Genomic DNA, 21,818 nt, shown 5'->3' with positions numbered 1-21,818 from the left:
TTTTTTATGCTTATTTCTTTTTATTTCTTTCTGATGAGTGTCAAGCCATCGCGCAGCGGCAGGATGACTACTTCCACCCTAGGGTCGTTGGCAATCAGGTCATTGAATGCTCGGATGCCCTTGGTCTGATGGTCACGGTCGTAGGCTGGGTCGATGACGTGCCCGTCCCACAGCGTATTGTCTGCCAGAATATATCCGCCAGGATTCAGGATCTTCATCACCATCTCGTATGTCTCAATATAGGTGCGCTTGTCGCCATCCACGAAAGCCAGGTCAAACATCACCCCCAGTTTGGGTGCTTCTTCGTTGGCATCGCCAATACGGAAATCAATCTTGTCGGCAACATCCGAACCCTCAATCCAGGGACGGGTGAAATCCTCCATCTCGTCATTGATTTCGAAAGTATAGAGCTTGCCTCCTTCCTGCAATCCCTGAGCCAGACAGATGGCGCTGTAGCCACTGAAGGTTCCCACCTCAAGAATATTCTTGGGGCGAATCATCTGAACCAGCATCTTGAGTAATCTGCCCTGGATGTGACCACTCGCCATACGTCCGTGAATGGTATGGATATTGGTGGCACGGTAGAGGCGATAGAGGTAATCTCCCTCTGGCTCAATATGTTGGCAGATGTATTTGTCTATCAATTCTGTTTCGGTCATCTTACTCCCCGTTTTCCTTTTGTGATAAGATTCCTGCGATGGCAAGGTCGTAGGAAGCCAGACCGAAGCCACAGATGACTCCTAGGCAGGCGCAGGAGATGTAAGAGTGATGGCGGAACTCCTCGCGCTTGTGCACATTGGAGATATGTACCTCTACGCAAGGGCATTTCATGCTGCGAATGCAATCCTGCAAGGCAATGCTGGTGTGGGTGTAGGCACCCGCATTGAGCACTACGCCATCGTAGGTGAAGCCTACTTCCTGCAACTTGTTGATAAGCTCGCCCTCGATGTTGCTCTGATAGTATTCTATCTCTACATCAGGATATTTAGCCTTCAACTTAGGCAGATAGCTCTCGAAAGAATTGCTGCCATAAATGCCTGGCTCGCGAACGCCCAGGAGGTTCAAATTAGGACCATTGATAATCTGTATCTTCATAATCACATGATTTTTTAAGTCTGTATCATTAATTTTTTGTATCTTTGCAGATGCATAGGTTATCTATCTCGTAGCTAACCCTGATGCAAAGGTAATAATAAAATTGGAAACTGACAAGAATTTAGATAAGAAAATGGCAAATGACATCATCAGGAATTATATGAGGTACCTCAAGCTGGAGCGAAACTATACGTATAATACGCTTGAGGCATATCGCCACGACCTGGAATATCTCATAGAATATGCCCGCCAGAACGATGTGGCACTGGTGGATATGAAGCTGGAAAATCTGGAGAACTTCTCGGCAAGTCTTCACGACAAAGGCATCGTTGCCCGCTCACAGGCACGCATCCTCTGTGGTGTGCGCTCCTTCTACCGTTATCTGGTGACCGACGGCTATATCAAGGATGATCCTACCGAACTGTTGCCTTCGCCGCAGATAGGCGAACATTTGCCGGAATATCTCTCTGTAGAGGAGGTGGATATGTTGGAGGCTGCCATCGATCTCTCGAAATGGGAAGGGCAGCGCAATAAGGCTATCATCGAAACCCTTTTCTCCTGCGGACTGCGTGTTACGGAACTGGTGAATCTCAAGATCAGTCAGATCTTTGAGGAGGATAAGTTTATCAGAGTTCTGGGAAAGGGAAGGAAGGAGAGGCTGGTGCCTATCTCTGACAGGGCATTGAAGGAAATCCACCTGTGGTACATCGACCGCAATCTCATGAAGATCAAGCCCGGAGAGGAAGATTATGTCTTTCTGAACCGCCGAGGTGCCCATCTTACCCGTGTGATGATTCTCATCATGATCAAGAATGCGGCACAGGATGCGGGTATCAAGAAAACCATTTCGCCCCATACGCTGAGACACAGTTTTGCCACCGCTCTGCTCAAGGGTGGAGCCGACCTGAGAGTGATTCAGGCACTGCTGGGACACGAGGACATCGGAACCACGGAAATCTATACGCATATCGAAACTTCCGACCTCAGGGATGCCATCTTATACCATCATCCACGCAATATCAAGCATAGGGAAGAATAAATGGTTATGATTCAGCTACAAAAGGAGGATTATTCGGCTGTATTTGCTCTATTTTTCGGCTGAATATGGCAGAATCTGAAAAAAAATGCGTAACTTTGCAGCCGCAAAATAAAGAACATCAATTAATAACAGAAAATAAAGGAAAAATATGGCATATTTGTTTTCATCAGAATCAGTTTCTGAAGGACATCCAGATAAGGTGGCCGACCAGATTTCAGATGCTTTGCTCGATCAGTTCCTGGCATACGATGACCATGCTCACTGCGCTATCGAGAGCTTCTGTACTACTGGTCAGGTAGTAATCATGGGCGAGGTTCGCTCTAATGTATATGTTGACTTGCAGACTATCGCCCGCAAGACCATCAAGAAGATAGGTTATACCAAGAGCGAGTATCAGTTTGACGGTGACTCTTGTGGCGTGCTCACTGCCATCCACGAGCAGAGTGATGACATCAACCGCGGTGTAAGCCGTGAGGAGGATGAGAATCAGGGTGCTGGCGACCAGGGTATGATGTTCGGTTACGCTACAAACGAAACCGCTAACTACATGCCTGTATCACTCGACCTGGCACAGCTCATCATGCGTGTGCTTGCTGATATCCGCAAGGAGGGTAAGGTGATGACTTATCTCCGTCCAGACTCTAAGAGCCAGGTTACCATCGAGTACTCAGACGATAATATCCCACAGCGCATCGATACCATCGTGGTTTCTACCCAGCACGATGACTTCATCAAGAAGTCAAATGGCGAGGACGATGATGATGCCATGTTGGCAAAGATTCGTGAGGATGTGATCAATATCCTGATTCCAAGAGTAAAGACTCACTTGAGCGACAAGGTATTGGCTCTCTTCAACGACGACATCAAGTACTTCGTAAACCCTACCGGTAAGTTCGTGATTGGTGGTCCTCATGGAGATACAGGTCTTACCGGCCGTAAGATCATCGTAGATACATACGGTGGCAAGGGTGCTCACGGTGGTGGTGCCTTCTCTGGCAAGGATTCTAGTAAGGTGGACCGTTCTGCAGCTTATGCAACCCGTTACATCGCCAAGAATATGGTAGCTGCCGGCGTGGCAGACGAGATGTTGGTTCAGGTAAGTTACGCTATCGGCGTGGCAGAGCCTGTAAGCATCTACGTAAATACCTATGGCAGAAGCCATGTGAATATGACCGACAGCGAGATTGCCAAGAAGATTGCCGAGATGTTTGATCTCCGTCCAAAGGCTATCGAGCGCCAGTTGAAGTTGCGCCAGCCAATGTTCTTTGAAACTGCCGCATACGGACACATGGGACGTAAGAACGAGGTTGTGGAGAAGACCTTCACCAGCCGTTATCACGAAGCAAAGACCATGAAGGTGGAGCTCTTCACATGGGAGAAGCTCGACAAGGTAGATGAAATCAAGAAGGCTTTCGGTCTTTAAGGAACGAATAACAATAAGAGAGCGGTTTCTTAGGAAATCGATAGAAAAGAATGGTGCAGCAAGCAGATTCGATACATACAGGTCTGGAGATTGATGCTGAATCTCAGCAGCAATCTGTCCAGCAAAAACATAGCAGCCAACTCACACCTAAGCAGGTGCTGAGTTGGCTGCCTAAGAATGCGACCCCTGCCCAACAGGATTCCATGATCAGGGCGCACGTCAAACCCTGTGAGATTACTCACTGGAGCGGGATGCCCGATACCCTGCATCTGCCTGGACATAAGGCAGGCAAGAGTTTCAGAGATGTGAGCTTGCCACAATACTATCGTGAGTCGTTCTTCTCGAAAGACTCGCTCTTCCATCCTGAGCTAAGAGGTGGAAGACTGGGCGTGGCGGGTGATCCGGTGCCTTATACGGTGGCGGGCGACAATTTCATCACCTCGTTGCTGCTTTTGTGCTTTGTGTTGGCATGTATTGCATTCTCCAAGTCGAAGCATTTTGTTTTCCGCCAGGCAAAGGCCTTCTTCCGCGTTCAGCGAGAGGGAACTACGGTGATTACGGAGACGAGTTCGGAGGTTCGCTTCCAGTTCTTCTTTGTATTGCAGACCTGCCTGCTGGTGGCACTCGGATACTTCTTCTACTCGAAGGCATCCATCAGCGATACGTTTACCATCGAGCAGAATTGGGTAATCTGTATCTATGCCGGATATGTGATGAGCTATTGCCTGATCAAGGCTTTACTCTATACCATAGCGGGTCTGGTATTCTTCGATAAGAAAAAAAATGAACAATGGCTCAAGGCGTATCTCTTCCTGTTATCCTGTGAGGGAGTACTGCTGTTCCCGGTAGTTATGCTCCTGTCTTACTTCGACTTATCGCTCCAGGTAGCAGTGATATATACCATAATAGTACTCGTATTGGTGAAAATACTGTCATTTTATAAGAGTTATCTTATCTTTTTTAAAAGAAATGGCTTGTTTTTGCAGATAATTTTGTACTTTTGTGCCCTTGAAGTAGTACCTCTGTCTGCCCTTTGGGGTGGACTCGTATTAATCAGTCATTATTTGAAAATAAACTTTTAAGACAAGATGATTAAAAAAATTTTAGTTTCTCAGCCAAAACCGGCAAGTGAGAAATCTCCTTACTATGATATCGAGAAGGAGTACGGCGTAGAATGTGTGTTCCGCCCATTCTTTAAGGTTGAGGGACTTACAGCGAAAGAATTCCGTCAGCAGAAGATTAATCTGTTAGACTATACTGCAGTCGTTTTTACATCTCGCCATGCAGTGGACAATTACTTCAAATTAGCCAAGGAGATGCGTATTACCATTCCTGAGGATATGAAGTATTTCTGTGTTATTGAGACCATCGCACTCTATATCCAGAAGTATGTACAGTATCGTAAGCGCAAGGTCTTCTTCGGTGATACTGGTAAGATCGACGGATTGATGGCACAGATGAGTCGTCATAAAGGAGAGAAATATCTCGTTCCACTGAGTAGTGTGCACAATGATGATGTGAAGAACCTTCTCGACGAGAAGAAGCTGAATCATACTGAGTGCGTGATGTATCGCACGGTAAGCAATGACTTCACAGAGGAAGAAATCAAGTCGTTCGACTATGATATGATGATTTTCTTCAGTCCTACAGGAGTAAAAGCCCTGAAGAAGAACTTCCCTAAGTTTGAGCAGGGCAAGATTGCTCTCGGTGCTTTCGGTCCGGCAACCATGAAGACTGTAACTGACGAAGGTCTTCGCATCGACTTGGAGGCTCCTACCAAGGAGTTCCCATCCATGACTGGAGCGCTGAAGGATTATCTGAAGCGAAACAATAAATAAGAAACTATATGATGTTGACAGAAACAGATAACACTTTCGGAAAGAGAGAGCACCTATGCAAGCAGACGCTCATAGACCAGCTCTTTAGCGGTAAAGCCCATGTTATGACGGCTTGGCCCTTGAAGATGGTGTATCTTGTTGTTGACAAGACTGATGAGCAGAGTGCTTCTGTAGAACTGATGGTAAGCGTGTCGAAACGATTCTTCAAGAGAGCCGTGAAACGCAATCGGGTGAAAAGACAGATCCGTGAGGCTTACCGCACCCAGAAGCATGAGCTGATGGAGCGTATGGCACAGATGCCCGACAAGCAGCTGCTGCTTGCCGTCATCTGGCAGGATGGCAAACTGCACGATTCGGCTGAGCTGAATGCCAAGATGAACAAGAACCTGCAACGATTGGTAGAGAAACTATGAAGTATCTGCATATCGTCTGGCATGGATTCGTAAAAGTACTGACCTGGCTGTTGGTACTTCCTATCCTGTTCTATCAGAAGTGCATCACTCCCTATACACCGCCATCATGCCGCTTTCAGCCAACCTGCTCTGAATATGCCAGGCAAGCCATTCGGAAGCATGGACCTTTCAAGGGGCTGGCTTTGGCAATATGGCGTATCTTGAGATGCAACCCTTGGGGTGGTTCGGGCTATGATCCCGTGCCGTAAGTTTCCGGCTGTTTCGCTGGGCCCCTTATACATATTATATAATATATAAAGAAATCACATTCGATGGCAAAAAATTTTGTTGAAGAATTGAAATGGCGTGGTATGCTGGCACAGATTATGCCAGGTACTGAGGAATACCTTAACACCCACATGGTGTCTGCCTATCTCGGAACAGACCCTACTGCAGACTCTCTGCACATCGGTCACCTTTGCGGTATCATGATGTTGCGTCACTTGCAGCGTTGTGGCCATAAGCCTTATCTCCTCGTGGGAGGTGCTACAGGTATGATTGGCGACCCTTCTGGCAAGAGCCAGGAGCGTAATCTGCTCGACTCTGAGACTCTCTATCATAACCAGGAAGCTATCAAGAAGCAGGTATCTAAGTTCCTCGACTTCGATGGCAATGAGCCTAACAAGGCTGAGTTGGTTAACAACTACGACTGGATGAAGGACTTCACCTTCCTCGACTTTGCGCGCGTGGTAGGTAAGCACATCACAGTTAACTATATGATGGCTAAGGATAGCGTGCAGAAGCGCTTGAACGGTGAGGCTCGTGACGGTTTGTCTTTCACAGAGTTCACCTATCAGTTGCTCCAGGGCTACGACTTCCTCTATCAGTATGAGAAGTATGGTGTCCGCCTCCAGTTGGGTGGTAATGACCAGTGGGGTAACATGACTACCGGTACTGAGTTGATTCACCGTACATTGGGTAACGATGCAGAGTGCTTCTGCCTCACTTGTCCTTTGATTACCAAGGCAGACGGCAAGAAGTTCGGTAAGACAGAGAGTGGTAACATCTGGTTGGATCGCAACCGCACAACTCCTTATGCTTTCTACCAGTTCTGGTTGAACGTAAGCGATGATGATGCTGAGAAGTATATCAAGATTTTCACAGACCTTGACAAGGAGACTATCGATGCCCTCGTAGAAGAGCACAAGCAGGATCCTGGTCGCCGTGTACTCCAGAAGCGTCTGGCTGAGGAGGTTACCGTAATGGTTCACTCACAGGAGGACTTGGATATGGCTATCGCAGCCAGCAACATCCTCTTCGGTAAGGCTACCAAGGAGAATCTGGCACAGCTCGATGAGGCTACATTGAACGATGTATTCGCCAATGTTCCTCACTACGACCTCGACAAGAACCTGCTCGGTGGTACAGCCGTAGATCTCTTCAATCAGGAGGGCATGCAGATCTTCCCAAGTAAGAGCGAGATGCGCAAGCTCGTTAAGGGTGGTGGCGTTTCACTCAACAAGGAGAAACTCGCTGCTTTCGACCAGGTTGTAACTGCTGATGACCTGATTGACGGCAAGTATCTTTTGGTTCAGAAAGGTAAGAAGAACTACTTCTTGATTACCGTTAAGTAATCGTTAAAAGTATTGAAAATATTTGGTAGTGGAGAAAAAATCCACTACCTTTGCATCCGATTTGCTTGTCCTATGGTGTAATGGTAGCACTACAGTTTTTGGTTCTGTCAGTGGTGGTTCGAATCCGCCTGGGACAACAGATTATGAAATAACCCTTCAGGTCTTTGCGGATTTGAAGGGTTATTTTGTTATATAAGAGTTTAGTTTAGGTAGAGAAGGTTTATGCAAGAGATAGACTTGATATTTCAGCACTATTATCGTCCGCTATGTCTTTATGCCACTCATTATCTGCATGATATCGATGAGGCTGAAGACGTGGTGCAGGATTGTTTTGTGAAATTGATAAGTAGGAACATCATGCCGGAAAACATCAAGGCTTTCTTATATACCTCTGTGCGCAATGCCTGCATCGACCGGTTGCGCCACCAGTCTCCGATAGATACGGAGATTTCTCCTTCTGACTTGAGCGGCACAATTTCTGATGACCTGGCACAGGAAAGTTCTTTCCGGGAGGCAGAATTGTGGACGGCTATCGAGCTATTGCCCGAACGATGCAGGGAAATCTTCCTGATGAGCAAGCGTGACGGTATGACTTATCGGGAGATTGCAGAAGAACTCAACCTGTCGGAAAAGACCGTAGAACATCAGATTTCCAAGGCTTTAAAGACCTTACGAGGCAAGAAAGATGATTTTCTTGCAGATTTTTTCTATATTTTACCTTTCATCCATGGGGGTATTCTGTAATTCTTGCGTTATAGCAATAAAAGAATGAATAAAAGTACAGTTATGAAAGGTAAAGAGATTATTTTTGCGCTCTCAATTCTAGCCTTGCCAGCTCGAACGTTGGCAGGCACGCCGAAGATGATGGTGGAGGCTCAGACTTCTACCACCATCCGTCAGCAGATGGATTGGCTGCACCGCATCAGGAAAATCAACTTCGTCTATGATTCATCGCTTGATGGGGAATTGAACATCAAGTATCATGGACCAGATATCCAGCATCTTTCGGTGAAAAAGGCACTGAAGGCGCTTTTCGAGAAAACTCATATTCTATATACTATCAATGCGAACTATGTGATATTGAAGCGAAAACCCGTACAACAAATATCAACATCTTACACGAATATCAATCACAAAGTTCAGCAGGTTCAGCGTCGCCATACTCTCAGCGGATACGTCCGTGACGAGAGTGGCGAATCGCTGATTAATGCCACCATCTATGATCTGACGGATGGCATCGGTACAACCACCAATGAATATGGTTTCTTTTCGCTTACCCTGCCCGAAGGCGAGCATCAGCTTCGCTTTTCGTATGTGGGCTATGCCGACAAGGTAGAGAAGCTGAATCTCTCGAAAGATATGCATCATAATATGGCACTCCGTGTTGATGGTAAACTGCCTGAGGTGGTGGTAGATGGCGACTTGAACTCTCCTCTTCTGACCACACAAACCGGCAAGCGCTCCTTTTCGAACAAGGATATCAAGACAGAGTTTGCCCTGATGTCTTCGCCGGATGTGGTGAAGACCCTGCAGCGTGTGAGTGGAGTGGCAGAAGGACAGGAGTTGGCAAGCGGACTCTATGTGCATGGCGGCAATGGCGATGAGAATCTTTTTCTGATTGATGGTACTCCGCTTTATAATACGAATCATGCGCTGGGGCTTTTCTCCAGTTTCAATGCTGATGTGGTGAAAAACGTGGATTTCTACAAGAGTGGCTTTCCTGCACGATATGGTGGAAGATTGTCGTCGGTGGTGGATGTGCGTACTGCCGATGGAAACATGAATCAGTTTCATGGTGCCTATCGCATCGGACTGCTCGATGCCAGTGTGCAGTTTGAGGGACCTATCCAGAAAGGCAAGACCTCTTATAATATAGGTATGCGCCGTTCCTGGTTGGATTTGCTGTCCCGTCCCCTGACCAAGGCTTTCTCTGATCCGGATGAGAAACTTTCGATAGGTTATTACTTCATGGACCTGAATGCCAAGGTAACCCATCGTTTCAACGACCGTTCGAAAATAAACTTGAGTCTCTATCACGGCAAGGACAGTTGGGACGTGAAGGATGACCTGGATGATAGCAAGGGGGATTGGTACCATGAAGGTGATTCATATAATAAGGAATTAACGAAGACGCAACTCAACTGGGGAAACTTCAATGTGGCTTTGAACTGGAACTATCTGTTTTCACCGAAGCTCTTTGCTAACTTCACGGCTGTATATTCCCACAATCGTTCCAAACTCTATTCCCTGGATGATGATAGGGATATATATCCGAAAACCCAGGAAGAAACGGTGTGGAGTCATTTGGAGCATGGCTATACTTCTACGATCTATGATGCCGGTTATCGCACGGCTTTTGATTACCGTCCGAATCCCCGTCATCATATCCGCTTCGGTCATGACTACACGATGCATCTCTTCCGTCCTCAAACGGTGATGCAGCTTGACTATGTGGGAGGTGGAAGTGGTGCTGAGATGGATACCATCCGTGTGAATAGTACCAATAGGCATGTGTCTCATGAATGGTCGGCGTATGCGGAGGATGAAATCTATCTCAATGATAAATGGAGCCTGGATGCTGGCTTTCATCTGGGATTATTTCATATCAGCAACAAGAATTTCTTCAATATAGACCCTCGCTTCGCACTGAAATACCAGTGGAGTCATGCGGTATCGCTGAAGGCTTCTTTCACGCAGATGACTCAGTATGTGCATAAGATATCCAACAGTTATCTGGATTTGCCTACTGATTATTGGGTGCCAACCACCAAGGATTTGAAACCGATGCGTTCTTATCAGATAGCGGCTGGCATCTATGCGCAGCCGAATCGCCACTGGATTTTATCGCTCGAAGGCTATTACAAGCTCTCGAAGCATCTTCTGCAATACAGCAGCTGGTTGGGAATCGAACCTCCGGCAGAGAATTGGGATAGTCAGGTGATGGATGGCAAGGGATTGTTCTATGGTTTGGAGGCAGATGCCACTTATCGTACCAATCACCTGACCTTGAGCGGTTCCTATACGCTCTCCTGGAACAAGCGAAAGTATGATGAATTCTATCAGGACTGGTATTACGACAAGTATGACAATCGCCATAAGTTGAATCTTTCCTTGAGATATGATTTCAACAGGAAGGTGAGCTGCTATGCGGTGTGGAGTTATCATTCCGGCAATCATGCCACCGTTCCGACTCAGATAGCGGCACTGCCTGGTTTACCGGATGGTGGCAATCAATATCCTGGCGGTTGGTGGGATTCGGCATCTTTTGTCTATGCCATCCCCAACAACCTGACCTTGCCGGCTTATCATCGTCTGGACTTGGGCTTTGATTTCCATCATGTTACCAAGCATGGACATGAGCGCATCTGGAACTTGAGCATCTACAATGCATATTGTCACCTGAACTCGATGTATGTCAAGGTGGATTACGATGAGAAAACAAAGCGGTTTAGGGCAAAGAACAAGGGATTTGTCCCAATCATTCCTTCGTTCAGCTATACCATTAAATTCTAAGGAATTGCATGGTGAATAGTAGATGTAGATTTATGTAAAGATAAAAAGAGATAAAAATGAAAACAATGATATATAGGGCATTTAGCTTCATGCTTTTATGCCTGGCGTTGGTTTCCTGCAAAGATGATTTTGATATTCAAAAGCTGCAGGATCATTCCCGACTGGTGGTGTATTGCTTTCCTACCGAAGGTGATACCACGCTCGTCAGTGTAGCTAAGAGTCTGCCTGTAGCATCAGTAAAGGGGAATGTTGACATCTTATCCCGCGAAAAGGTAGATGCACATATTATATATAAGGTGAATGGGGTGGAGCAAACGGTGAAACGCATCGCAAACGAGGAAGAGGCTCAACTCTTTACCAGAAGCACAAACTCCGATGTTCTTTCACAACTGGTAGGCCAGTATTATGTGGTAGGCAAGCAGAATGCTGGAGATCAAATCAGTCTCCAGGTTTCTGCCCAGGATTTCTCATCTGTTTCAGCATCTACTTATATCCCAGAGAAGGTAGGAGTGGAGTTGGGCGATGTTAAATTGGAAATGAAATCATCGGATGGTTATAACTCGATAACCATTGATAGGGTAGAAGCTATTTTCCATGATAATCCTTCTTCGGAAGATTATTATTCGGTGAAGCTCAGATTACTGAATCGAGAAAAGAGCCGTGATCTGGGGCTGCTGACAGACAATGAACCCTTGTTGAACAAGAAGTCGAAGCTGGATGATGATTTCGGTATGGATGATTATGAGTATTTTGGTAATGCCTACATCTTCAATGACCGTACGATAAATGGCAAGACCTATACACTTCATCTGGATACATACTCTAATTCATATTATCAGTCATTTTATAGTTTTTCTTATGTAGTAGATTTATACAAGGTAACTCCTGAATATTATCGGTTTCTCAAGAGTATCAACGATGCGCAGAGCAACAGTTGGGCAGATGTGGGCTTGATGCAGGTTACCCCTACCTATTCGAATGTAAAAGGAGGCTTCGGAGTGGTGGCTGGCTACAATATAAGTTCTGTTTCGAAGTTTCTTCGGCTCTTCTGATTCCGAAGATAATGGAGGAATATATACCAAATAAAAAAGTGAGGAGTATGAAAAGAAGTCTTTTTATCATTTTAGGTGCCTTGTGCTTTGCCATTGCCGGCAAGGCACAAGGTTCTGATGTTTCTGTTCAGAAGAAGAATACGGGTTATAGTATCTTGAATGATACCGTGAAAGCGGTGAAGGATTCTATGACTTTTGAACAGCGTGTGGAGATGATCAATCGCATGAAGAGAAAGGCGGATACCAAGCTGCTGCGCTATGTGGCTGGTATTACGGGCGGACTTTGTGATGCCAATGAATGTAGTTACATGGTTGAGTTGACATTTGCCTATTATCCCCTGACCTATGCAGGCATCTCCTGTGGAATAGAATGGAACGACAACTACGGGGATAGACCGTTGATGGAACGTTATGAAGATGATGAATATGATCCGAAGAGGGTTATTAAAATCAACTTAACGCCAGGCTTGGCTTTTCGTACTCCTACCTTGTGGTTGAGCAAGCGTCGTACTGCGGGCTTGATGCTGCATTGTGAGCCTGGACTCTGCATCACGCCATTTTATAATGATAGGGTATCTTTTACCGAAATCAAGGACGCACAAGGTGTGGGGCATCCTGCATCTTATGAAGATGAGCTTTATGGTAATGCAACTATCCGAACCGTCAGTAATCATGGCGGAAAATGGCTGGCTTGGCGCATCAAGTCGGCTTTGACCTTCCGTTCGGGCGACGTGTTTCTGTCTTTGGGATGGCTGACAAGCGACTTCAATATCGAAAATGGCAGAAACAATATCCGCTATACGAAGGGTAAGCGATATAATGGCATCGAGAAGTATAAGCATACCAATACGCTCTTTGCATCTATTACAGGACAATTTTAAAGGAAGAAAGGGATTCTATGATGAAGATCAACAAGAACGAACAGGATTTTGTGCTGAAGTATTTTCAGCCGGGCAAGCTGGATACCCGGAAGGCCTTGCAGAAGGTGAAGGCTCGGGTTGGCATTGCTGATGAAGAAGTTTCGCATGCAGCAACTGTATCTTTACGCATGCGTCGCATCCGCTGGATAGCTGTGGCTGCATCTATTCTGGTGCTCTTCACCATAGGAGTCTATACGCTTTTGCAGCCAAAGACGGTGACGCTTTCTGCTGAATCGGAAGTAATGGCGTATCATCTGCCTGATGGAACGAAGGTATCGTTGATGCCTCATTCTTCTCTTTCCTATCAGGAAGATGATTGCAGAAAGGTGGAGATGAAGGGCTGCATCTATTATCAGGTGAAGCATGATGAACAGCATCCTTTCGATATAGTCGGAGAGCATGGTCACGTAAAGGTGCTTGGTACCCAGTTTATGGTGGATGAAAGAACAGATGCCCCCGAAGTGATGGTAACCAGCGGAAAGGTGCTTTTCACAGCTCGCCATTCTGCTGAAGGCGTTTTCCTGACCAAGGGCAAGCGAGCCCGTTTGCTGAAAGGGGCTGCCCAGCCTGAGTTGTTGGCTGATTACGACATCAACGATGTGGCATGGGCTACGCATCGTTTGCATTTCGACAATACTCCATTATCCGAAGTATTGGAGGAACTATCTAAATTGTCAGGCACCAGATATACGGCTTCTGATGAGAGCAAGCGTCTGACTGGCGATTTCGAGACGGATTCCATCCCACAGGTTATCCAGGTGATAGAAGAGACATTGGGTGTTCAGATACGATAAGTGTGTGAATAAAGCATCGTAAAAAGGCCAGCCAAAATAATATCATACAATAAAAGGGCATTCCGAGAGGAATGCCCTTTTATGTCGAAAATAATCTTAACAATTATTTGTTGAGTGCATCAGCGAGCTCAGCACCAGCCTTAAACTTAGCCACCTTCTTAGCTGCAATCTGGATCTTCTCCTTGGTTGCTGGGTTGATACCCTCGCGAGCAGGACGCTCGTTTACGCTGAAGGTACCGAAGCCTACCAACTGGATTTTGTCACCTGCGATGAGAGCCTCCTTCAACGCGTTAGTAGTTGCGTCAAGAGCTGCCTTAGCCTGTGCCTTTGTGATCTCTGCACCTGCTGCAATCTTGTCGATCAATTCTGTCTTGTTCATAATTATACGTTATTAAATGATTAGTAATTTCTATCAATTATCGATTTTGCTTACAAATATAGTCTTTTCCTTTGAAAGTTCAAATAAAAAAAGCAGAAAAGTGATGAAAATAGTGAAATTTTATTGTAATCTACTCATTTTTTGGTGATTTCACGGATATTTTTAGTAATTTTGCCACCAAATTTCAAATTTTAATAAGATCATTAATAGTTAAGGCAAAAATTGTTATGCGCAATATTCCAATAGTTACAAAGAATCTGCTGATAGTGAATGTGGTGGCCTTTCTGGCCTGCCTGGTCATGGGAAAGAACGGAACCGATGGGTATGTTCTCAATGATATCTTGGGACTTCATTTCTTCATGGCTTCCGATTTTCATATTTATCAGTTGTTTACGTATATGTTCATGCATGGTGGTTTCGAGCATATTCTCTTCAATATGTTCGCCCTTTGGATGTTCGGATGTGTCGTTGAGAGAGTCTGGGGACCGAAGAAGTTCCTTTTTTATTACATAGCCTGCGGCGTAGGTGCCGGCCTCTTTCAGGAAGCAGCTCAGTATGTTACCTATATCGTCAAGGATATGTCTGCCTATGAGTTCGTGGTAAGTGGTGAGGGTGCCCGTATGGCTATGGGTGATTATCTCAACATGTGGACAACGGTAGGTGCATCGGGTGCCATCTATGCCATCCTGCTTGCATTCGGAATGATTTATCCTAATGAGCGAATATTCATCTTCCCGTTGCCTGTACCTATCAAGGCGAAGTATTTCGTGATTGGCTATGCAGCCATCGAGCTCTTCTCTGCCTTGGCAACCCGTGGCGATGGTGTGGCACATATTGCCCATCTGGGAGGTATGGTATTCGGTTTCTTCATGATCCGTTACTGGCGTAAACAGATGGATGGAGGTTATCATAACTCTTCTGCTGCCGATTCTTTCGATAAGTTACGTAATATGTTTGGGGGTAGAAACAAGAAGACCAAGCAACGTTTCGATTATACCCGCAATGAGAACTATACCCGCAACGATAATTATAGCCGTAATGATACCTATACCACAGATTTCCAGCGTACAGATGAAGCCGAAGAGCGCAAGAAGGCTGCACAGAAGGAGATTGACCGTATCTTGGATAAGATACGCAAGAGTGGTTATGACAGTCTGACCCGAGAAGAGAAACAGACCCTTTTTGACCAGAGTAACAGATAGCGTCATGTTGAATGGATTAAGGGATTTTACGGTCAAGATGGTGGCAGGAGCCAATGTGGCTACTGTCGCCTTTATGTTATTGGTGGGATATTCCGATCTGCTGAATCCGGAACGTTTTCCCGCATTCTGCAATGCAGGACTGCTCTTTCCGGTCTTTCTTTCCCTCAATCTTGGCTTTCTGATATTTTGGGTCGTCTTCCGTGCCAGGTATGTTCTCATTCCTTTGTTGGGCTTTCTGGTCAGCTTCGTACCTGTCCGCCAGTATATGCCGGTCAATATGAAGGGAGATGCTCCGAAGGGAAGCATCAAGGTTCTGTCGTACAATACCTGGGGATTCGGAAACCAGACGGAAGATGAGGATGGTGTGAATATCTGCCTGTCTTATCTGTTGGAGCAGAATGCCGATATAGTCTGCCTGCAGGAAGCGCAGCCTACCGGCAGGAATGCAGAGCAGATAGACAGTATGCTGAAGCCGATTTATGCTTATCAGGACGTTACGGTTCATCCCCATGGCGGAAACGCCTTGATGCTGCTGAGTAAATATCCTATCCTTTCCAAGGAACTGATTCCCTACGAATCGCAGGGGAATATGAGTGTGGCTTACCGTTTGAAAATCAACGATAAGCCAGTTCTGCTTATCAATAATCATCTGGAGACAACGGGTTTGAGCAAGGAAGACCGGCAGCAGTTCAAGAAACTGGTTGTAGGAAAACTGCAGGTAGATACTGCCGAGCAGACCTCCAAGCTTCTGGTGGTGAAGTTGGCAGAGGCAACTAAGAAACGTGCGCCCCAAGCCGAAGCGGTGGCGAGATACATCAGGGAGCATCGGGGGATGAGCACAATCCTCTGCGGAGATTTTAATGACGGACCGATCTCTTACGTGCATCGCACGATAGCTAAGAATCTGGTAGATTGCTATGTAGAAAGCGGCAACGGACCGGGAATCAGCTATCATCGTGGTGGATTTTTCGTACGAATAGACAATATCATGTGTTCTGAGGATTGGGAGCCTTATGAGTGTAAAGTAGATGATAAAATAGCGGTTTCCGACCATTATCCTATCATCTGTAAGCTAAAAATGCACCCAAAAAAGCAAAAATAAGGCAATTTATTCTTATATAAGAAAAAAAATGCGTATTTTTGCACGTCATTATATATGTAATGATGAATTATAAAGCTGAAAATAAATAAATTAATAACAATAAAATAGAAATGCAAAACAAAGGAATTGTAATTTGTGTAGCCGTCTTACTGACTCTCGCAAGTATCTTCTATTTGTCATTCTCGTTTGCCACACGTTACTATGACAGCGAGGCTGCAAAGATCAAAGACCCTATTGCTCAGCAGGATTATAAGGATTCTGTAAAGTATCTGGGTGTTTATTCTTACCAGAACTGCTTGGAGACCCAGATTGGTCTTGGACTTGACCTGAAGGGCGGTATGAATGTAATTCTTGAGATTTCTGTACCTGATGTAATTGAAAACCTTGCCGATCACAAGACCGACGCTGGTTTTACCAATGCCATGAAGGAAGCCAGAGCTCAGGAAGAAGCTAACGGTGGTGACTTCGTGTCACTTTTCATTAACGCTTATCACAAGAGCGCACCTGGTCATAAACTCGCAGAGGTATTTGCTACCCAGCAGTTGCAGGGCAAGGTTTCTCCTCAGAGCAGCGATGCAGAGGTAGAGAAGGCTATCCGCGCTTCTGTACAGGATGCTATCGACAACTCTTTCAACGTTGTCCGCACCCGTATCGATAAGTTCGGTGTTGTACAGCCTAACATCCAGAAGTTGGAAGGTCAGCAGGGCCGTATCATGGTAGAAATGCCTGGTATCAGCCAGCCAGAGCGTATGCGTAAGATGCTTCAGGGTAGTGCGAACCTTGAGTTCTGGGAGACATATAACTCAGAGGAAATCGCTCCTTATCTCCAGCAGCTCGACACTCGTATTGCCAATGGCGATAACGGTGAGGAGAAGAATGATACTGTAGCTGCAGATTCTGCTGCCGCTAAGAAGGAAGTAGCTAAGGCCGAGCCTAAGAAGGCAGAAACTAAGTTCTCTATCAAGAAGAAGGACGATGCTGCTGCCAAGGTAGGCGAGGATGCTCAGAATGCTGCTGCCATCAAGGCTCACCCACTGTTGGCTCGTTTGCAGCTTGGTGGAGGTTTGAGTACAGTTGGTTATGCCAGCGTTCGCGATACTGCTGCTATCAACAAGATTATCTATTCTGCAGTGGCTAAGCGCCTGTTGCCTTCAGACTTGCGTTTGCTTTGGAGTGCACAGCCTGCTGACAATATCAAGATGAAGAACATCTATGAGCTTCACGCTTTGAAGGTGACAACTACTACAGGTCGTGCTCCATTGGAGGGTGATGTCATCACAGACGCTAAGGATGAATTCGACCAGATGGGTTCTCCTGTTGTAAGCATGAAGATGAATACAGAGGGTGCCCGCAAGTGGGCTCAGATGACCAAGGCTAACGTGGGCAAGGCTATCGCTATCGTTCTGGATGGTGTAGTTTACTCTGCTCCTCGTGTAAACGGTGAGATTGATGGTGGTAATTCTCAGATTTCCGGTAACTTCACTATCGAAATGACCAAGGACTTGGCTAATACATTGAAGTCTGGTCGTATGCCAGCTCCTGCACGTATCGTTCAGGAGGAGGTTGTAGGTCCTACTCTCGGTGCACAGTCTATCCAGATGGGTATCATCTCTTTCGTTGTTGCTTTCGTACTCCTGATGGTTTACATGGTGATGATGTACAACATCGTTCCTGGTATGATGGCTAACCTGGCATTGCTCGTCAATGTATTCTTCACACTCGGTATTCTGACGTCATTCCAGGCTGCCCTGACATTGCCGGGTCTTGCCGGTATGGTATTGTCTCTGGGTACTGCCGTGGATGCCAACGTGCTTATCTATGAGCGTATCAAGGAGGAACTCCGTTCAGGCAAGGGAATGAAGCAGGCTGTAGCTGCCGGTTATGGTAATGCTTTCTCAGCTATCTTCGACTCTAACTTGACTTCATTGATTACAGGTGTCATCCTGTTGACTACCGGTACAGGTCCTATCCGTGGTTTCGCTACCACATGGATCATCGGTATCATCGTTTCATTCTTCACAGCCGTATTCTTGACTCGTCTGGTTTACGACTATAAGTTGAACCACGACAAGTGGATGCACTGCAAGTTTGATACTCCTGTTTCTCACAACCTGATGCAGGGCAAGAAGTACAAGTTCATGTCTATGTACAAGACTACCTTCACCGTAGCTATCGTTGCTGCTGTGGTATTCATCGGTAGTTTCTTTGTTCGTGGTTTGAGCAAGAGTATCGACTTCACTGGTGGTCGTAACTATGTAGTACAGTTCGAGAATCCTGTAGAGCCTGAGCAGATCCGTACCGTTCTTGGTGGTGCTTTCGTCAATGCAGATGGTACTAAGGCTACTACAAGTGCTATCGCTATCGGTACAGATGGTAAGACTATCCGTGTATCTACCAACTATATGATTGAGAGCAACAGTCCAACTGTTGACGATGAGGCTGAGACTATCCTTTACAACGCCTTGAAGAAGGCTAACCTGGTATCTCAGAAGAGTGTTGAGGCATTCAAGAACCCAGACGTTCGCCAGGGTGGTTCTATCATCAGTAGTACTAAGGTAGGTCCTTCAGTAGCTAAGGATATCACTATGGGTGCTATCTATAGTGTGCTCTTCGCTCTGATTGCTATCTTCCTCTACATCCTGATACGTTTCCGCAACGTTGCCTTCTCTGTAGGTTCTACTGTTGCGTTGGCATTCGATGCCTTGACAGTAATCGGTTTCTACTCACTCCTGTGGGGTCTCGTTCCATTCTCATTGGAGATTGACCAGACCTTCATCGGTGCTATCCTGACCGTGGTAGGTTACTCTATCAACGATAAGGTGGTAGTATTCGACCGTATCCGTGAGAACTTGAAGTTGCATCCAAAGGGCGACCGTCAGCAGCTCTTCAATGCATCTATCAATGAGACATTGGCTCGTACCATCAATACATCTACATCTACATTGATTGTGTTGCTCTGTATCTTCATCCTCGGTGGTGACAGCATCCGCAGCTTCTCATTCGCAATGATTCTGGGTGTTGTATTCGGTACTTTGTCTTCTATCTTCATCGCATCTCCAATGGCATACATCGTTCTTGGCCGTAAGATCAAGGAGGAGCCAGCTGAAGAGACTGCTGTTGCAGAGGTTAAGTAAAACGTAAACAATAAGAGATTCTTCTGTTTCTGTCCGGTGAATGCCGGATGGAAATAGGGAATCATCAAGACTATAAAACGATAAAAGGTCGCTTCCTAGTTAAATAGGAGCGACCTTTTATCGTTTACGTGGTCCCACCGAGAATCGAACTCGGATCAAAGGTTTAGGAAACCTCCGTTCTATCCGTTAAACTATGGGACCTTCGAAAACTGACTGCAAAGATACATTAAAACATTGACAATACAAAATAAATGACTATGTTTTTAACACTCATCCTATCAAGTTTACTCACTTTTGTGGAATTAAACTGCGAAAATCTCTTTGATACACGGCATGATTCGCTTAAGAATGATGTCGAGTTCCTGCCTGAAGGTAGTTATCACTGGACTCCCTACCGCTATTGGCATAAGGTGAACCATCTGGGGCAGGAGATTGTGGGGCTGGGGTATGAGGAGGCTTCCGGAGATGTGCAGCTTCCCGACCTGGTGGCTCTCTGTGAGGTGGAAAACGACAGTGTATTGTTTGACCTGACCAAGCGTTCAGTCATCCGTACGGCTGGTTATGAGTATGTGATGACCAATTCGCCCGATGAGCGAGGCATCGATGTAGCCTTGATGTATCAGCCGTTTTCCTTTTCATTGATACGTTCCTGGTCTATTCGGGTGAAACGCCTGCCGGCTACCCGTCCTACGAGAGACATTCTCTATGTTTCGGGACGTGTCATCACGGGCGATACGCTGCATGTGTTTGTGGTGCATGCACCTAGTAGAAGGGGAGGTGAGCGTGAATCCCGTCCTTACCGCCTGCAGGTGGCGAGCCAGTTGGCAGAAGCTGTGGATTCCATTTATGCGCTTCAAAGTGGGGCAAAGATTATTGTGGCAGGAGATTTCAATGATTATCACGACTCTCCCGCACTGGAATATCTCTATCAGCACCACCTTATTAATATATCAGCCGGAGCACGGGGTAGCCATGGGGCAAAGGCCACTTACCGGTGGCATGGAGAATGGCGAAGTCTTGACCAGATACTGCTGAGCGAATCGATGCAACATCAGGAAAATGCCTGCAGAATAGGAGATTTGCCTTTCCTGCTCGAAGATGATGAGAAATATGGCGGTAAAAAACCATATCGCACCTACCTGGGTCCGAGGTATTTAGGAGGTTATAGCGATCATCTTCCATTGGTGGCCCGCATCCGGATAGATGATAAATAAGGCACGATTTACTTGACTTTTCGCAAAAAAAGGTGGTGTAAATAGCACTTTTTTGCGAAAAAGCTTGCATATATTGCACAAATTTCGTAATTTTGCGCACGATTTACAAACATATAGTATTAAGATAACAATGACTCACAATTTGTTAAAAGGCAAGCGTGGCATCATCTTCGGTGCACTCAATGAGGAATCAATCGCTTGGAAAGTAGCCGTTAAGGCTGCTGAAGAGGGTGCTACCATCGCACTCAGTAACACAGCTATGGCTTTGCGTATGGGTACGCTGGATAAGCTCGCTGAACAGATCAACGCTCCTATCATCGCAGCGGATGCGACCAGCGTTGAGGATTTGGAAAAGGTATTCACTGAGGCTCAGGAAAAGCTCGGTGGCAAGATTGACTTCGTGCTCCACTCTGTTGCTATGAGCCCTAATGTTCGTAAGCATCGTACATACGATGATCTCGACTACAATTTCTTGAACAAGACTTTGGATATTTCTGCTATCTCTTTCCACAAGATGTTGCAGGTAGCCAAGAAGTTGGATGCTATCAATGAGTGGGGTTCTGTAGTAGCTCTCACTTACGTAGCTTCTCAGCGTACTTTCTTCGGTTACAACGATATGGCTGATGCCAAGAGCATGCTCGAGAGCATCGCACGCAGCTTCGGCTACATCTATGGTCGTGAGAAGCATGTCCGCATCAATACCATCTCTCAGAGCCCTACAGCAACAACTGCAGGTAAGGGTATCAAGGATATCGCGAATATGATGGACTTTGCTGACAAGATGTCTCCACTCGGAAATGCAGTAGCAGAGGATTGCGCTAACTATTGCGTAATGATGTTCTCTGACTTCACCCGCAAGGTAACTATGCAGAACCTCTTCCACGATGGTGGTTTCTCATCTATGGGTATGAGCCTCCGTGCCATGAACCAGTATGCTAAGGATATGACTCCTTACGAGGATGAGAATGGTAAGGTTATCTACGGATAATTGAAAACAAGGAAAGGATGATGTAATATACGTCATCATGTCTTATAATAATAGGCAATACACGCTGATTTCTATAGGAAAAGCGGTGTATTGCCTATT

20 protein-coding genes and 2 tRNA genes are annotated in these 21,818 nt (G+C 46.0%); 18 read left to right on the top strand and 4 right to left on the bottom strand.

The features are described from left to right. Window positions 1–20: 20 nt before the first annotated feature. Both CFT61_RS15655 and aroQ read right to left on the bottom strand, forming a co-directional pair. Window positions 21–659 (bottom strand): O-methyltransferase, encoded by a 639-nt coding sequence (locus CFT61_RS15655; protein WP_089545331.1) that lies wholly within the window; start codon window positions 657–659, stop codon window positions 21–23. A 1-nt stretch (window position 660) separates the two neighbouring features. Then, window positions 661–1,095, bottom strand: coding sequence for a type II 3-dehydroquinate dehydratase (gene aroQ, locus CFT61_RS15650; protein WP_089545330.1), 435 nt, complete (start codon window positions 1,093–1,095; stop codon window positions 661–663). Between the two features lie 133 nt (window positions 1,096–1,228). On the opposite strand from aroQ, the gene CFT61_RS15645 reads away from it, so the two are divergent. The 13 genes from CFT61_RS15645 (at window position 1,229) to CFT61_RS15585 (ending at window position 13,700) form a co-directional block, all read left to right on the top strand. Then, entirely contained in the window at window positions 1,229–2,134 is a 906-nt protein-coding gene (locus CFT61_RS15645; RefSeq protein WP_089545329.1) for a tyrosine recombinase, read from the top strand. Between the two features lie 148 nt (window positions 2,135–2,282). After that, entirely contained in the window at window positions 2,283–3,557 is a 1,275-nt protein-coding gene (gene metK / locus CFT61_RS15640; RefSeq protein WP_089545328.1) for a methionine adenosyltransferase, read from the top strand. Window positions 3,558–3,607: 50 nt separating this feature from the next. Continuing rightward, a complete protein-coding gene (locus tag CFT61_RS15635) occupies window positions 3,608–4,639 on the top strand; it encodes a DUF4271 domain-containing protein (RefSeq protein ID WP_089545327.1) in 1,032 nt (343 codons plus the stop codon). 6 nt (window positions 4,640–4,645) lie between these two features. After that, entirely contained in the window at window positions 4,646–5,395 is a 750-nt protein-coding gene (locus CFT61_RS15630) for a uroporphyrinogen-III synthase (RefSeq protein ID WP_089545326.1), read from the top strand. Between the two features lie 8 nt (window positions 5,396–5,403). Continuing rightward, entirely contained in the window at window positions 5,404–5,808 is a 405-nt protein-coding gene (gene rnpA, locus CFT61_RS15625; protein ID WP_254919012.1) for a ribonuclease P protein component, read from the top strand. Continuing rightward, entirely contained in the window at window positions 5,805–6,056 is a 252-nt protein-coding gene (gene yidD / locus CFT61_RS15620) for a membrane protein insertion efficiency factor YidD (RefSeq protein WP_089545325.1), read from the top strand. Before rnpA ends, yidD begins: the two co-directional genes overlap by 4 nt. 63 nt (window positions 6,057–6,119) lie before the next feature. Then, a complete protein-coding gene (tyrS, locus tag CFT61_RS15615) occupies window positions 6,120–7,421 on the top strand; it encodes a tyrosine--tRNA ligase (RefSeq protein ID WP_089545324.1) in 1,302 nt (433 codons plus the stop codon). A gap of 66 nt (window positions 7,422–7,487) precedes the next feature. Next, window positions 7,488–7,558: transfer RNA gene (locus CFT61_RS15610), tRNA-Gln, on the top strand. 85 nt (window positions 7,559–7,643) lie between these two features. Further along, window positions 7,644–8,165 (top strand): RNA polymerase sigma-70 factor, encoded by a 522-nt coding sequence (locus tag CFT61_RS15605; protein WP_089545323.1) that lies wholly within the window; start codon window positions 7,644–7,646, stop codon window positions 8,163–8,165. A gap of 24 nt (window positions 8,166–8,189) precedes the next feature. Continuing rightward, window positions 8,190–10,934 (top strand): TonB-dependent receptor, encoded by a 2,745-nt coding sequence (locus tag CFT61_RS15600; RefSeq protein ID WP_254919011.1) that lies wholly within the window; start codon window positions 8,190–8,192, stop codon window positions 10,932–10,934. Between the two features lie 56 nt (window positions 10,935–10,990). Next, entirely contained in the window at window positions 10,991–11,986 is a 996-nt protein-coding gene (locus tag CFT61_RS15595) for a DUF4249 domain-containing protein (protein ID WP_089545321.1), read from the top strand. A gap of 47 nt (window positions 11,987–12,033) precedes the next feature. Further along, window positions 12,034–12,867 carry a hypothetical protein gene (locus tag CFT61_RS15590; RefSeq protein ID WP_142990660.1) on the top strand — a complete coding sequence of 278 codons (834 nt, stop codon included), beginning with the start codon at window positions 12,034–12,036 and terminating at the stop codon, window positions 12,865–12,867. A 17-nt stretch (window positions 12,868–12,884) separates the two neighbouring features. Further along, entirely contained in the window at window positions 12,885–13,700 is an 816-nt protein-coding gene (locus tag CFT61_RS15585; RefSeq protein WP_089545319.1) for a FecR family protein, read from the top strand. 103 nt (window positions 13,701–13,803) lie between these two features. Here CFT61_RS15585 and CFT61_RS15580 read toward each other — a convergent pair whose 3' ends face one another. Further along, window positions 13,804–14,079: an HU family DNA-binding protein gene (locus CFT61_RS15580; RefSeq protein WP_089545318.1), complete on the bottom strand. Its 276-nt coding sequence runs from the start codon at window positions 14,077–14,079 to the stop codon at window positions 13,804–13,806. Window positions 14,080–14,306: 227 nt separating this feature from the next. On the opposite strand from CFT61_RS15580, the gene CFT61_RS15575 reads away from it, so the two are divergent. From CFT61_RS15575 to secDF, 3 genes are all read left to right on the top strand, one after another. Then, window positions 14,307–15,281, top strand: a complete 975-nt coding sequence (locus CFT61_RS15575) for a rhomboid family intramembrane serine protease (RefSeq protein ID WP_089545317.1) — start codon at window positions 14,307–14,309, stop codon at window positions 15,279–15,281. A 4-nt stretch (window positions 15,282–15,285) separates the two neighbouring features. Continuing rightward, window positions 15,286–16,383, top strand: coding sequence for an endonuclease/exonuclease/phosphatase family protein (locus CFT61_RS15570; protein ID WP_089545316.1), 1,098 nt, complete (start codon window positions 15,286–15,288; stop codon window positions 16,381–16,383). A gap of 110 nt (window positions 16,384–16,493) precedes the next feature. Continuing rightward, window positions 16,494–19,517, top strand: a complete 3,024-nt coding sequence (secDF, locus tag CFT61_RS15565; RefSeq protein WP_089545315.1) for a protein translocase subunit SecDF — start codon at window positions 16,494–16,496, stop codon at window positions 19,515–19,517. A gap of 129 nt (window positions 19,518–19,646) precedes the next feature. On the opposite strand, the gene CFT61_RS15560 is transcribed toward secDF, so the two are convergent. Further along, window positions 19,647–19,718, bottom strand: a tRNA-Arg gene (locus CFT61_RS15560). Window positions 19,719–19,774: 56 nt separating this feature from the next. On the opposite strand from CFT61_RS15560, the gene CFT61_RS15555 reads away from it, so the two are divergent. Continuing rightward, window positions 19,775–20,731: an endonuclease/exonuclease/phosphatase family protein gene (locus CFT61_RS15555; RefSeq protein ID WP_089545332.1), complete on the top strand. Its 957-nt coding sequence runs from the start codon at window positions 19,775–19,777 to the stop codon at window positions 20,729–20,731. A 130-nt stretch (window positions 20,732–20,861) separates the two neighbouring features. Continuing rightward, window positions 20,862–21,719, top strand: a complete 858-nt coding sequence (locus CFT61_RS15550; protein WP_089545314.1) for an enoyl-ACP reductase FabI — start codon at window positions 20,862–20,864, stop codon at window positions 21,717–21,719. Window positions 21,720–21,818: the final 99 nt, after the last annotated feature.

The organism is Segatella copri, from assembly GCF_002224675.1.
GTDB lineage: Bacteria > Bacteroidota > Bacteroidia > Bacteroidales > Bacteroidaceae > Prevotella > Prevotella copri_U.
Note: the sequence above shows the minus strand (reverse complement) of the source record. Positions and strands in the feature narration are given on the sequence as shown.

Coding starts and splice junctions, on each gene's coding strand:
- CFT61_RS15600 (WP_254919011.1), top strand. CDS start 8,190: ATGAATAAAAGTACAGTTATGAAAGGTAAAGAGATTATTTTTGCGCTC.
- CFT61_RS15570 (WP_089545316.1), top strand. CDS start 15,286: ATGTTGAATGGATTAAGGGATTTTACGGTCAAGATGGTGGCAGGAGCC.
- rnpA (WP_254919012.1), top strand. CDS start 5,404: ATGATGTTGACAGAAACAGATAACACTTTCGGAAAGAGAGAGCACCTA.
- yidD (WP_089545325.1), top strand. CDS start 5,805: ATGAAGTATCTGCATATCGTCTGGCATGGATTCGTAAAAGTACTGACC.
- CFT61_RS15605 (WP_089545323.1), top strand. CDS start 7,644: ATGCAAGAGATAGACTTGATATTTCAGCACTATTATCGTCCGCTATGT.
- CFT61_RS15595 (WP_089545321.1), top strand. CDS start 10,991: ATGAAAACAATGATATATAGGGCATTTAGCTTCATGCTTTTATGCCTG.
- CFT61_RS15580 (WP_089545318.1), bottom strand. CDS start 14,079: ATGAACAAGACAGAATTGATCGACAAGATTGCAGCAGGTGCAGAGATC.
- CFT61_RS15635 (WP_089545327.1), top strand. CDS start 3,608: ATGGTGCAGCAAGCAGATTCGATACATACAGGTCTGGAGATTGATGCT.
- tyrS (WP_089545324.1), top strand. CDS start 6,120: ATGGCAAAAAATTTTGTTGAAGAATTGAAATGGCGTGGTATGCTGGCA.
- secDF (WP_089545315.1), top strand. CDS start 16,494: ATGCAAAACAAAGGAATTGTAATTTGTGTAGCCGTCTTACTGACTCTC.
- CFT61_RS15550 (WP_089545314.1), top strand. CDS start 20,862: ATGACTCACAATTTGTTAAAAGGCAAGCGTGGCATCATCTTCGGTGCA.
- CFT61_RS15590 (WP_142990660.1), top strand. CDS start 12,034: ATGAAAAGAAGTCTTTTTATCATTTTAGGTGCCTTGTGCTTTGCCATT.
- CFT61_RS15655 (WP_089545331.1), bottom strand. CDS start 659: ATGACCGAAACAGAATTGATAGACAAATACATCTGCCAACATATTGAG.
- CFT61_RS15630 (WP_089545326.1), top strand. CDS start 4,646: ATGATTAAAAAAATTTTAGTTTCTCAGCCAAAACCGGCAAGTGAGAAA.
- CFT61_RS15555 (WP_089545332.1), top strand. CDS start 19,775: ATGTTTTTAACACTCATCCTATCAAGTTTACTCACTTTTGTGGAATTA.
- CFT61_RS15645 (WP_089545329.1), top strand. CDS start 1,229: ATGGCAAATGACATCATCAGGAATTATATGAGGTACCTCAAGCTGGAG.
- CFT61_RS15585 (WP_089545319.1), top strand. CDS start 12,885: ATGATGAAGATCAACAAGAACGAACAGGATTTTGTGCTGAAGTATTTT.
- metK (WP_089545328.1), top strand. CDS start 2,283: ATGGCATATTTGTTTTCATCAGAATCAGTTTCTGAAGGACATCCAGAT.
- aroQ (WP_089545330.1), bottom strand. CDS start 1,095: ATGAAGATACAGATTATCAATGGTCCTAATTTGAACCTCCTGGGCGTT.
- CFT61_RS15575 (WP_089545317.1), top strand. CDS start 14,307: ATGCGCAATATTCCAATAGTTACAAAGAATCTGCTGATAGTGAATGTG.